Annotated in this window: 10 protein-coding genes; all 10 read right to left on the bottom strand. The window is 77.1% G+C overall.

The genetic code is table 11. From position 1 onward, the window contains the following. Positions 1-226: 226 nt before the first annotated feature. Positions 227-4,150 carry a BTAD domain-containing putative transcriptional regulator gene (locus ACFXHB_RS01285; RefSeq protein WP_380571218.1) on the bottom strand — a complete coding sequence of 1,308 codons (3,924 nt, stop codon included), beginning with the start codon at positions 4,148-4,150 and terminating at the stop codon, positions 227-229. Beyond that, positions 4,150-4,650 carry a hypothetical protein gene (locus ACFXHB_RS01290; RefSeq protein ID WP_380571219.1) on the bottom strand — a complete coding sequence of 167 codons (501 nt, stop codon included), beginning with the start codon at positions 4,648-4,650 and terminating at the stop codon, positions 4,150-4,152. The genes ACFXHB_RS01285 and ACFXHB_RS01290 overlap by 1 nt, the downstream gene beginning before the upstream one ends. A 169-nt stretch (positions 4,651-4,819) precedes the next feature. Beyond that, positions 4,820-5,218: a TadE/TadG family type IV pilus assembly protein gene (locus ACFXHB_RS01295; RefSeq protein ID WP_380571220.1), complete on the bottom strand. Its 399-nt coding sequence runs from the start codon at positions 5,216-5,218 to the stop codon at positions 4,820-4,822. An 86-nt stretch (positions 5,219-5,304) separates the two neighbouring features. After that, complete coding sequence (locus ACFXHB_RS01300; RefSeq protein WP_380571221.1) at positions 5,305-5,718, bottom strand: TadE/TadG family type IV pilus assembly protein; 414 nt, start codon at positions 5,716-5,718, stop codon at positions 5,305-5,307. Continuing rightward, entirely contained in the window at positions 5,715-6,005 is a 291-nt protein-coding gene (locus tag ACFXHB_RS01305; RefSeq protein ID WP_380571222.1) for a hypothetical protein, read from the bottom strand. The genes ACFXHB_RS01300 and ACFXHB_RS01305 overlap by 4 nt, the downstream gene beginning before the upstream one ends. 59 nt (positions 6,006-6,064) lie before the next feature. Continuing rightward, the gene (locus tag ACFXHB_RS01310; RefSeq protein ID WP_380571223.1) at positions 6,065-6,943 is read right to left on the bottom strand and encodes a hypothetical protein; all 879 of its coding nucleotides are present in this window, start codon (positions 6,941-6,943) and stop codon (positions 6,065-6,067) included. Then, positions 6,940-7,941, bottom strand: coding sequence for a type II secretion system F family protein (locus ACFXHB_RS01315; RefSeq protein ID WP_380571224.1), 1,002 nt, complete (start codon positions 7,939-7,941; stop codon positions 6,940-6,942). The genes ACFXHB_RS01310 and ACFXHB_RS01315 overlap by 4 nt, the downstream gene beginning before the upstream one ends. Further along, entirely contained in the window at positions 7,938-9,539 is a 1,602-nt protein-coding gene (locus ACFXHB_RS01320) for a CpaF family protein (RefSeq protein WP_380571225.1), read from the bottom strand. Before ACFXHB_RS01320 ends, ACFXHB_RS01315 begins: the two co-directional genes overlap by 4 nt. Then, entirely contained in the window at positions 9,529-10,890 is a 1,362-nt protein-coding gene (locus tag ACFXHB_RS01325; protein WP_380571227.1) for a hypothetical protein, read from the bottom strand. Before ACFXHB_RS01325 ends, ACFXHB_RS01320 begins: the two co-directional genes overlap by 11 nt. Position 10,891: 1 nt before the next feature. Further along, on the bottom strand, positions 10,892-11,581 hold the full coding sequence (locus tag ACFXHB_RS01330; RefSeq protein ID WP_380571229.1) for an SAF domain-containing protein: 690 nt from the start codon (positions 11,579-11,581) through the stop codon (positions 10,892-10,894). Positions 11,582-11,894: the final 313 nt, after the last annotated feature.

Genomic DNA, 11,894 nt, shown 5'->3' on the forward strand with positions numbered 1-11,894 from the left:
GGCTGCCCGTTCCGCACGGCAGCCCGGCCCGATCGCGCAGCCCGGCTGCCCCGGTGACGAGGCGTCCGGTCCCTTCCCCGACTCCCGAGAGCGCCCAAGAACTCCCCGAGACCCGCGACGTCCCAGAGACCCGCGCCCGGCGAGGGCGCCGACGGGCCCCTCCCGGCGCGCGCCCGAGCCGTCCTGACCTGCCGGGACGACAGGTCAGGACGGGGCCCCCGTCCGCTCAGGCCCCCGAGAGCAGGTCCCGCAGCAGGGCCACCGTGTCGGCGTCGAGGTCCCGGCCGGTGCGGCGGCTCAGCGCGTCCAGCCGGTTGACGGCGCGCAGGAGCTGGTCGCGGGCGCCGGCGGAGGCGTAGGCGTAGAAGAGGTCGCGGTGCAGGAGTTCGACGTCCGGGGCGACGGCGAGGCCGCGGAAGACGGCGGCCTCGGCGCTGCGGTGGTCGCCGTACTGGAGGCGGCGGGCGGCCAGTTCATGGGCGGTGTCGACGATCGCCGCGATCATGTCCTGGCGCTCCGCCTCGGCCCAGCCGTACGCGGCCGGCGGGGCCTCGGCGAACGGTGCCCCCCGGACCAGGGCCAGGGCGTGCGCGAGCGCCGCGTCCGCCGTGGCGCTGGTGCTGCGCATCCCGCGCCGGTAGAGGCCGCGGAACTCGTCCCAGTCGCAGGTGACGGTCGGGGCGAAGGCGTACCCGTCGGTGCTGTCGGTGGGCAGGAAGGCCCGGCCTTCCGCCGAGCTGCCGAACCAGGCCGCCAGATCGGCGAGCTTGGCCGGCAGCGGGCTCTTGGCATCGGCGACGGTGGGGTGGGTGTCCAGGTGGGCCGCGCCGGGGTGGAGATCGTGGTCGAGCGCGGCGTGGTCGGCACCGGAGCGCAGCGCCAGGTAGGCGGCGAGTTCGGTGAGCCGGGTCAGGGCCGCGGGCTCGACCGTGCCGGCGGCGCCGGCCACGTCGACCGGGCCGAGCAACCGGATCCGGGGCGCGGTGCGGACGGCGTGCGCCTCCGGGGAGCGGAGGATGGCCAGCAGGTCGTCGGCGTCACTGCGCACCGGGGTGGTCCGCGCCACCGGGGCGGTGGCGGCCGGGCCGGGTGTCGGCTCGAACGACGGTTCCGGGGCGGGCTCGGGGCGGCCCGGGACCCTCGGGTCGGCACCGGAGGGCGCCGGCGCCGGGTCGTGCGTCGGTACCGGCTCCGGTACCGACGCGGGCGCCACCACCGGCTCCGGCCCGGGGGCGGCCGGGGGCAACGGGCGGACCGGGACGACCGCCTCGGCCGCGGCCGGCCGCCGGAGGTTCTGGGTGGTCTCGTCGGCGTCCCGGTCCTCCGCGACATCACCGTCGGCGGCGGACGGCCCGACGGGCGGCACGGCGGCGGACGGCACGAGGACGGGCGGCACGGCGGCGGACGGCACGAGGACGGGCGGCACGGCGGCGGGCCCGGCCGGCGAGGGCGCCGGGGTGCTCGCCTGCCGGCCGAGGCCGTTGACGAGGAAGCGGGACCCCGGTCCACCGGCGGCCCCGGGGGCGGCCGGCGCGGCCGGGTCGGTGCCGGCGAACGGGCTGACCCCGGTGCCGATCACCCGGGCGAGCAGCCGCGGACCGGCCGCGGCACCGTCCTCCCCGGCGCCACCGCTGTCGCCGCGACCGGCGTCGAGGCCGAGGTCGAGGCCGAGAGCCCGGTCGAAGCCGCCACCGAGGTCGCCGCCGTCGAACCCGCCACCGGAGGAGGCCGCCGAGGCGCCGACCGCCACCAGTACCGGCACGGGGGCCGGGAGTTCGGCCGGTTCGAGGTCGGTGCCGGGGCCGTCGAGGGTCCAGGCGGGAGCGGGGTGCTGGGTGGTGTCGTCGGCGGCCCGGAGCAGCTCGGAGACCTGCGCGTACTGCCCGTCGGTCAGGCGCTGGAGCTCGACGGTGACGTGCAGCCCGGGGATGGTCGCCTGGCCGGTGGCCGGCAGCGTCCAGCGGGCGACCGGGCCGGTGCCGCGCTCGGGCGCGCGGGTGACCACGGCGACGCAGGTCCGGGGCCGGGCGTCGAGCAGGCGGCCGAGCTCGGCGGGGACGTCGCCGCCGGGCTGCTGGGCGCAGAGCACGATCTCCGGGACCCACGACTCGTCGGCCAGGCCCCGGCTGCGGGCGTCCCGGGGGCTGGCGGCCTCGGCGGTGACCAGCGTGGCACGGGCCTTCGCGGTGCGCGGGCCGAGGGCGGTGAGCGCCGCCTCCAGGGTGGGGTGCCGGTGGATCCGCTCGGCGGCGGGCCCGGTGATCGGCAACTCCTCGGCGAGGTCGACCAGATGCAGGTGCAGCCGGTCGGCCAGCGGGCTGTGGGCCAGCTCGACGGCCAGGGTGCGCAGCACGTCCCGGGCGTCGTCCGGGTGGCCGGAGAGGTGGAGCAGTCGGACGGTCTCCAGGTCGGCGAGGACCACCGATCCGTCCGGCGCACCGCCGAGGGTGACCAGCGCCGGGTAGGGCGCGGCGGTCTTGCGGGCCTGGGAGGGCGAGAGGAGTTCCCCGGAATCGGCCGCGCACCACCAGACGTTGGCGGCGTGGGCGGCGCGGAACGGGGCGATCGGGGTGGCCGGGCCGGAGAGGTGCAGTTCGACCGTGTGACCGGGGGTGATCCGGGCCGCGACGATGGCGGGCAGCCGCTTGCCGCCGCGCACGGTGTTGCGGGCCATGGTGCGCAGGGCCCGGTCGAGCAGGTCGAGGCCGCGATCGTCCTGGCGGACCTTCAGCTCGGCCTCGAAGGCGGCGGCGGGGGCGGCCGGCAACGCGATGCGGTGGCGCGGGCGGCGGGCGCGCAGCTGGGTGCCGCGCTTGTGGGCGACGGTGCCGACCATCATGGCGGCGAGCAGCACGCCGACCGTGGAGGCGGTCAGGGCGACGGTGTAGTCGTCGCCGGCCTGTTCGGCGTGCGCGGCCGGAGCCGGAGCCGGGGTGTCGGCGGGCGCGGAGGCGGGGGCCGAGGCAGGCGCCGGGGTCTGCGCGGGGGGCGTCTGCGGGGCCGGCGCGGGAGCCTGGTCGGCGGGCGCCGGAGCCGGGGCGGGCGCGGGCTCCGGTGCCGGAGCGGGTGCCGGAGCCGGAGCGGGTGCCGGAGCCCCCGGCAGCGTCAGCACCATCCCGGGCACCACCACGTCCGGATCGGTCAACCGCTCCCCGTCCGGCGCCTGCGCGTCCTTGTTAGCCTCGAAGAGCTTCGGCCAGGCCTCGGCATCCCCCAACTCCCGCTGGGCGATGACCGACAGGCTCTCCCCGGCGGCCACCGTCACGGTGCCGCGCCCGCTCCCGGCGCCCCCCGCCTGCGGTGCGGTCGGCGCACCGGGCGCGGGCGCCGGCGCGGGGGTGGGCGCCTTGGCCTCGTCGGCCTTGGCATCGCCCGGCATCAGCAGCTCCCAACCGGGGTGGATGGGGCGCTCGGCGTCGAAGGTCAGACCCGAATCCCCCATCGGCCGGCCGGCGTTGAGCTTGGCGATCTCCACCCAGCGTTCCCCCGAGCCCAGTTGGCGCTCGGCGATGGACCAGAGGCTGTCGGCCGGCCGGCTGTCCCGGACGGTGTAGGTGGGCTGCTGGTCGGCGGCGGGCGCGAGCGACGGCGCGGCCTGGGCCGCGGGCAGCGCGGCGCGCTCCGCGCCGACCGCCGACTGGGCCTGGGCGACGGCCGGGGCCCGCTCCGGGACGGCGGCGAAGGCCGAACCGGCCACCGGCAGCAGCGCGATCACCGAACCGACCAGGCCGGCCGCGACCCGCTGGCTCCAGCCGAACGCCGGGATCCGCCGGGCGATCCGCCCGCGCAGCTGGGCCGGGATCTCCAGCAGCACCGAGAGCGCGAAACAGAACCAGCCCAGCCAGCCGACCACGACCAGCAGCCAGAGGAAGAGCCGCCCGTCGTCGGGGCTGGTCAGCAGCTGCCCGACGCCGTCCGGCGCCACCTCGCCCATCGCCGCGACCGCCCCGGTGCCGTACAGCAGCAGCGCGGGGACGCCGACCAGCAGGACGAGCAGGGTGACCAGCGCGGCGAGCGCGGCGAGCAGTGCGCCGCCCCGGCCCCGGCGCGGTGGCAGCGGGGCCGGCCGGCGGCGGGCTCCCGCCGGGGCGGGCACGCCCCGGGCCGGTCGTCCGGCGCGGGCTTGGTCCTTGGCACGTGGCGCGACCATCAGTCGGTCTCCGCTTTCTCGACTCCGTGGACGAGGGTGGCACTGCCCTTGCCCGTGACCTTCTGTTTGCCGAGTTCGCCCAGCAGCGCCGGCTTGTAGTCGGCCTGCACCGTGACGGTGACGGACGAACCGTCGTCCGAGAACGCCACCTCGTACACGGCGAGGTGGTACAGCGCCAGGTAGCTGTTGGCGGCGTCCTTGACGTAGTCCTGCTTGACCTTGTAACCCTCGCCCCGGAGCACGGCGGCCTCGTCGAGCTGCTGGCCGCCCACCCGGGCGGCCTCCTGGGCGTAGCCGTCGGTGCGCTCGGCGACGCGCAACCGGCCGCCGGCGTCCACGACGAGGGCGATGATCAGCACCAGGAAGGCCGCGCAGATCGCCACGAAGACGGCGATCGCGCCGCGGTCCGACCGGTCGCGCCGGCCCCACCGCCGGCCCCCGGTCCGTCGTCGGACGGCCTGGCCGTCCCACCGTTCCCCCCCGGGTCTGCGCACCGTCACGCCCCCTCCCGCACCTTCGTCTCCCCGGCGGCCCCGTCCGGGACCGCTCCGCCCTGCCCTGCCGTCCCCCGGGAGCTCTCCGCTTGCGTCTCCCCCGCCCGGGCCGTCCCCAATCCCCGCCCGGAGCCCTCGTCGGCACCGGTCGTCCGTCCCACCGGCATCGGCCGGCTCACCCGGCCCGGTACCGGTCGACCACCGAGACGAACCGGCCTACGAGCCGCTTCGTCCCGGGCATGCCCGGCCCGGGCAGCAGGTCGCTCAGTCCCACCTCGCACCAGACCGTCACCTCGACGGTCGCCAGCGGCGCCCCGTGGCTGATCAGTTCGCCGTGCTTCACCGCGGTACCGCTGTCCCGGCAGCTGACGCCCTGCTGGCGCAGCGTCTCGGCGGCGGTCCTGCGGACCACCTCGTCCATCCCGTCCACGCTGCGGGCCAGCGAGGCGGTCCGGGCGGCCGAGCGGGCCGCCGCCTCCACCGTGCCGGCCGCGGTCTGCACCCGGCCGGCGGCGACGGCGACCAGGATCAGCGCGACGACGCCCGGGGCGACGATCGCCGCCTCGATCGCCACCCCGCCGCCGTCCCGCCCGCGCCCCGACCGGGTCGACCGCCGGCGCGCGTACCGGCGCGCCCACCGGACCGGCCGCCCCGTCCCCCTCACGGCGCGGCCTTCGGCGGCACGAAGCGCTCGCGGGGCGCCTCGGCGTGCTGCGTGATGGTCGGCGGGGTGACGCCGGGGATCAGGACCGGCGGGGTGAGCTCCACCGTGACCCGGATCAGCACCGGCGTGCTCCCGTCCGTCCGCACCTGGTAGCCGGGACCGCCCTGCCGTCGCAGGAAGTCCTCGGCCTGCCGCTTGGCGGCGGCGTCCTTCACCTCGTCGGTCTGGTTCCCCTGCACGCGGCCGGCGTCCACGCCCTCGCGGGCGGCGGTGAGCGCGAGCTGGCGGTTGTACCACCACATCGAGCCCTGGACGACGATCAGGACGAGCAGCAGGACGACCGGGAAGACGATCGCCAGGCTCAGGCTGATCGCTCCCCGGTCGCGCCGGCGACGGGGTCGGTGCGTCACGGGGTCGCCGCACCGCCCGCGGCCCCGCCGGGCATGTTCGGGTCCTGCTCGACCTTCTTCACGACCTTGTCCTTCAGCGCGTACAGCGCCACCGCTACGGCACCCGCGACGAAGACCAGCGCGATGATGGCCAGCGCGAGTTCGATGCTGATCGCGCCCCGGTCGCCGCGCGACCGGGCGGCCTTGAGGCGGCCGACCCGGAACTGGAAGAGCAGCAGGGCGAACTGGACGGGTAGCAGGGTGGGCCGGATCAGCCGTACGGCCAGGGACTTGAGCTGGTCGGACATCGGAGGACTCCCGGGGGTCAGGTGGTGTGGTGTCAGCTGCTCGCGGGCACCGGGGGGTGTCAGACGAGCATCTGGTGGAGCGCGGGGAAGACGATCAGGGCGGTCATCAGCAGGGTCAGCGCCGCTCCGGGCGCGACCATCCGTTCGCTGTCGGCGTTGGCCCGGGCGAGGTCCTCGGCGAGCAGTTCGCCGCGCAGGCCCTTGGCCCGGGCGCGCAGGGTGTCGTAGACGGCGGCTCCGTCGGTACCGGAGAGCCGCATGATGTCGGCGACGTCCTGCAGCGGGGTCAGCCCGAGTTCGGCGGCGAGCGCGTCCAGGCCCGCCCAGGGCGGCAGCCGGTCGGTCGCGGCCCGGTCCAGGGCGTCCCGGATCCGGCGGAAGACCGGGCCGCGACCGACCGCGGCGGCCCGGCGCAGCGCCTCCGCGGGGCCGAGGTCGGCGGCCCGCTCCAGCGCGACCAGCTCCAGGTAGGCGGCGATGCCGTGCAGGTACTCGGTCCGCGCCTCCTTGGCCTCGCCGCGCACGATGGCGTCCGGGACGAACCAGAGCAGCCCGGCGAGCAGCGGCCCGAGCAGCAGCGGCAGCGCGAACGGCAGGCCCATGTCCAGCAGCACCGCCATCGCCGCCAGGTAGGCCGGCAGCACCAGGCCGATCAGGGCGAACAGCAGCTTGTGCGCCATGAACCGGGCCGGGGCCCGGCCGATCAACGACAGCTCGCGCTGCGGGACGCGCACCCCGCGCAGCCCGATCGAGCGCTCGCCGATCCGGTCGTACCAGCGCGGCCGTTCGTCCGGGTCGGGCTCCCGGTCGGCGGGCGTGCGGTGCAGCCGGTCCAGGGCCTGGCTCAGGTCGGGTGGCGCGGGCCGGAGTTCGGAGATCAGCAGGGCGACGCCGCCGGCCGCGACCGCGCCGGCCAGGACGGACCAGGGGGAGATCATCGGACCTCCCCGAGGAGTCGCTGGTCGTCGCCGGTGTCCTGGGCCTCGCCCTCGGCCGGGCGGTCGGTGGCGCTCCCGCGTCGCCGGCCGCCGCTGCGGCTGCGCCGGTCGACCTCCAGCAGCCGCGGTACCGGCGGGTGCGAGGCGAGCGCGCGCATCCAGGCGATGACCGCCACGAAGAGCGCGGCGACCACGGCGAGCACGATCTGCCCCAGCGCGGTGCTGTACGGCCTGGTGTAGTCGGTGTTGAACGAGCCGATCACGACGACCAGCACGATGATGCCGACCAGCCAGCGGATGGTGGTGCGGTGCTTGGCCCGGTCGGCCTCGATCACCCGGCGCTGGCGGACCTCCTCGCGGACCGAGTCGGCCATGTCCGAGAGCGCCCGGGCCAGACCGGGGCCGCTGTCGCCGGCGCGCAGCAGCAGCGCGGCGAGCACCTTGTCGGCGGTGGCGTCGGCGAGGCTGTCGGCGAAGGCGCGCAACGCCTCCTCCGGCCGCCAGCGGGCCTGCAGCCGGGCGGCCAGCTCGCCGACCTCGTCCTCCAGCGCGGCGGGCGCGGTGCGGCGGCTGGTGACGATGGCCTGGTTGAGGCCGACACCGAGCAGCAGCACGTCGGCGATGCGCTGGGTCCACTCGGAGAGCGCCTCCAGCCGTTCGATCCGGTGGGTGTCCGAGCGGGTGGTGTCGAAGAGCCAGGGCAGGCCGAAGACGATCAGCGGCACCAGCAGCGCGGTCAGCGGGATGCCGGTGAAGAGCCAGCCCAGTGGCGCGGCGACCAGCGCGACCGGCAGCTGGATCCGGCGCAGTCGCACCATCCGGGCGGAGGCGGAGCCGGGCGCGCCGTACCAGAACTCCTGGCCGCGGGCGGCCAGCGAGCCGGGAGCGGAGCGGCCGTCCGCCGGGTCGCCGTCGTCCGCGCTGCCGAGGGCCCAGGCCACCAGGGTCACCAGGCCGGCCGTGACCAGCAGTCCGCACAGGACGAAGAGCAGCGTCATCGCGCCCCACCGCCGATCCGCAGCTGCAGCGGCTGGCTCCAGCTCCCGTACCGCGAGCCGAGCAGCGTGGCGTCGAAGCCGGCCCGGCGCAGGTCGTCCAGGCAGTTCGGCGGGGTGTGCGGGACGGCGCGCGGCTCGCCGAGTTCGGGCCTCGGGCCGAACACGGTGTTCAGCGCGGGCCGGCCGCTCTCCCCGAGGCCGGCGACCTCCAGGACGTGCGAGACGAACCGGTGGCGCCGGCCGCCGACGGCCGTCTCGTCGACCATCGAGACGTGCACGATGAGGTCCACGGCGTTGGCGGTGAGCCGGTAGGCGAGCGTGTCGGTCATGTGCGAGCCGTACTCCAGGCAGAGTTCGGCGATGCGGTCGACCACCATGTGCGGGCCGCGGGCGTGCAGGGTGCACATCGAGCCGCCCTCGCCGTTGGTCATGACGCGCAGCATCGGGACGACCTCGCCGGAGCGGACCTCGCCGACGATGATCCGGGAGAGCGTCATCCGCAGCGCGGCGGGGATGAGGTCGCCGATGCTCAACTCGCCCGCCAGCCGGCCCTCGACGCGCTCGCCGTTGCCCTCCCGGGCCTCCATCGGGACGACCTGGCGCAGGTGGCCGAGGGTGTGCAGCCAGAGCTCGAACTCCGACTCCAGGGTGCCGATCCGCTCGTCCGGCGGGATCTCGGCGGCCATCGCGCGCAGCAGGCTGGTCTTGCCGACGCCCTGGGTGCCGGTGATCATCACGTTCTTCCGGGCCCGGATCGCCGCGGCCAGGAAGGCGGCCAGCGTACGGTCCAGGGTGCCGAGTTGGACCATCTCGGGCAGCGTCGCCGAGGCCACCCGGTGACGGCGGATCGCCACGTACGGGCGCGGGGTCACCTCGGTGAGCGCCTGGAGGCGCATCCCGCCCTCCAGCCGGAGCGCGAGGGTGGGGCTGGAGGTGGAGAGACTGCGTTCGCCGCCGCCGTGCTGGCGGGCGAGGTCCTGGAGCAACTCGATCAGCTCGGCGTCGGAGTCGGCCACCGGCGGGACCTGGCGCAGCGGTTGGTGCACCCGGGAGACCCAGACGTCGTCGCAGCCGTTGATCAGGATGTTCTCGATCTCCGGGTCGTCCAGGTAGGGCTGGAGCCGCCCCGCCCGGAAGAGCAGGTCGAAGACGGCCTCGGCGAGCGCGCGGTCCTGGTCGCGGGTCGGCGGGATGCCGTGGGTCTGCGCGTACGCGTCGGACCAGCGGGCGACCGCCTCCTCGATCAGGGCCCGACCGCGCTGGCGGCGGGTGGCGCGGTCCGGCTCGACGCCGGAGGTCGCCGTCAACCGGGTGATCTGCTGGTGCAGTTCCGCCGCCACCTGGCGCTTCAGCTCGCGCGCCACCTGCGGGTCGACGGCCGGCCGGGTGCCCGCGCCGCGCAGGTCGAGCGCGGGCAGTGGGGAGGGAACGGCGGTGGGGGTCGCGGCGCCGGCCTGGTACCCGCCCGGCCGGGGTTCGCCGGGGGCGGCCGGTCCGACCGGGCCGGGGGCCACCGGCCCGGGGGCCGGCGGGGGCGCCGTCCAGGGCAGGGCGGCCGGGTCGGCCGCCGGATGCTGGTGCAGGGGGCTACCGCGCACGGAGCACCTCCCCGTAGCTCACGTGGGACTCCTGACCGGCGGGCGGCTGCTGCGGGCCCTGGCCCACCGGCGGCTGCGACTGGCTGTGGGGCGCGGCCGGCTCGGGCCGGACCTGCCCGTACTGCGGGGAGGCGCCGTACGGCGGCTCCGCCTGCCCGTACTGCGGCTGCCCGTACTGCGGCGCCCCTCCGTACGGTGCCTGGACGTAGGGTGCCTGGCCGTACGGTGCCGAAGTCTCGTACGGCGCCGAGGTCTCGTACGGCGCCGAGGTCTCGTACGGCGCCGAGGTCTCGTACCGCACCTGCCCGTACCCCTGCTCCGCCTGCCCGTACTGTGGCGGGCCGTCGTAGGGTGCCGACGCCCCGTCCGGCGGCGGCTGGACGTGCGCCGGGAACGGCGCGGGCGCGGCCGGCTGCGGCGCCAGCCCGGCGAGCGGCGCCACCGGACCGGTGGTGATCACCGGAGCCTGCGGCACCGGCTCGTACGGCTGCGGCGGCGCCGGGTACCCGGACGCCGATCCCTCCGGCGCGGGCGCCGGCCCGACCTGGGCGGGTGCCGCCGCGGGCGCCAGCCGCTGCCGACGGCGGCGCACCAGCGCCTGCGCCTCGTCCGCCGCCGACCGGGCGGTGCGCATCAACTCCGAACGGATGAACCGCCGGTCGGTGATGTCCCCGCCGTCCGAGAGCACCCGCGCGGTACGCGCCGCGTGCGGCAGCAGCCCGAGCACCGGCAGCCCGTACTCGCGCGCGACCTCCCCGCCCGAGTACGGCCCCTCGGCGACCAGCAGCAGCCCCAGCGCGTCGGCTCCGGTACCGGCGGCCGCGAGGTCCTCGGCGAGCGCGGACAGCCGCGGCCGGGCCGCGCTCAGCCCGCGCAGGGTGGTCCGGACGGTCACCGCCACCACGTCCGCCCGGCGGGCCAGGACGGCGCTGGTCCCGGTGGCACCGGAGCGCCCCAGGTCCAGGATGACGTCGTAGCCCTGCGGTTCCAGCCCGTGCAGCACGTCCATCAGCGGCTCCCAGGTGTAGGCGAGCCCGGGCGCCTGGGTCGGGTCGGTCAGGCCGGGCAGCAGCAGCCGCTCGGCGTTCCCCTCGGGTGACAGGTCGATCAGCTGCTCCCAGAGCGTCTGGGCGAGCAGCCCGCGCCGGTCCGCGACCGCCAGGTTGCGCAGCCCGTAGACCGCCTCGACCCGGCCCTCCAGGGCGCCGGCCAGGACCGCGCCGCCGTCCGGATCGCACTCGACCAGGACGATCCGGCGCCCGGGCGCGAGCGGCCAGGCCAGCAGCAGCGCCAGGGCCGTCGTGGTGGCACCCGGCGCCCCCGGGCCACCGACCACCGCGATCACCGCCATCTCAGCCCCCACCCGCCCCGGACGGCGCGGCGGACCCGGGCGCCGCCGCGGGGGCGGTCGGCGCGGCCGTACCCGCGGCGGCGGCCGTGCCCGGGGCGGCGCCCGTACCGGACGGTGTCGGTGCCCCGGGTGTCGGTGCCCCGGCGGCCGCGCCGCGCGGCACCAGCACCACCTGGATCCGCCCGGCCGCCACCCACGCGGCCAACCGGGTGGCGTCGGCGGCGGCCACCGCCACGTCCACCACCTGGCTGCCGTCGGTGTCCACCCGACCGATCGTGACGACGACCGCGGGCAGCGACTCCGGCCGCCCGCTGTCGGGCGTGTAGACGACGACGATCGGCACACCGGGCTGCAGGCGGGCCGCCGGCAGCTGGGTGCGCTTGGCCGACACGCCGACCACCAGCTGGCCCGGCTGGACCGTCGGGGTCTGGGCGAGGTCCGCGTTCAGCAGCAGCGCGCCGCGCCTGAGGTCGGTGGCGGCCCTCCTCCCGACGGCGTTCTTGCGGTCCTCGGCGGCCAGCGGCTTCAGCGCCGGGTCGGTCGCGATCCGCGCCACCACCAGGTCGGCGTCGGTGACCACCTGTCCGAACGGCACGTCACGGGCCAGTGCCAGCACGGAGACCCGCTGGCCGGTGCTGTTGTAGAGCGCCGCGCCGCCCAGCCCGCCGGCGGCTATCAGTGCCACCGCCATCGCCAGTACGGCGGGCCTGCGGCGTCGTGCCCGCAGGTTCCGCCCGGGGGCGTGCGGCGCCCCGCGCCCCTGCTCCGGCACCGCCACGGACACCGCCGCGCCCCCGGCCGTGCCGGACCCAGGCGTCGCAAATGTACGGTTCTCCACCGGGTTCCGGCCTCTCCACGTCGTTCGGACACGTTGCCGCGTTCAGGACTCGTTCGCTGTGCTCCGGGCCGTGGGGGGGGGGGGGGGCCCCCCCCCCCCCCCCCCCCGGGGGCGCGGGCCCCCCCCCCCCCCCGCCCCACCCCCCCCCCCCCCGGGAAGAGCGAGA

This window comes from Kitasatospora sp. NPDC059327 (assembly GCF_042752535.1).
In the GTDB taxonomy this organism is placed as follows: domain Bacteria; phylum Actinomycetota; class Actinomycetes; order Streptomycetales; family Streptomycetaceae; genus Kitasatospora.

Coding starts and splice junctions, on each gene's coding strand:
- ACFXHB_RS01310 (WP_380571223.1), bottom strand. CDS start 6,943: ATGATCTCCCCCTGGTCCGTCCTGGCCGGCGCGGTCGCGGCCGGCGGC.
- ACFXHB_RS01315 (WP_380571224.1), bottom strand. CDS start 7,941: ATGACGCTGCTCTTCGTCCTGTGCGGACTGCTGGTCACGGCCGGCCTG.
- ACFXHB_RS01330 (WP_380571229.1), bottom strand. CDS start 11,581: ATGGCGGTGGCACTGATAGCCGCCGGCGGGCTGGGCGGCGCGGCGCTC.
- ACFXHB_RS01325 (WP_380571227.1), bottom strand. CDS start 10,890: ATGGCGGTGATCGCGGTGGTCGGTGGCCCGGGGGCGCCGGGTGCCACC.
- ACFXHB_RS01285 (WP_380571218.1), bottom strand. CDS start 4,150: ATGGTCGCGCCACGTGCCAAGGACCAAGCCCGCGCCGGACGACCGGCC.
- ACFXHB_RS01305 (WP_380571222.1), bottom strand. CDS start 6,005: ATGTCCGACCAGCTCAAGTCCCTGGCCGTACGGCTGATCCGGCCCACC.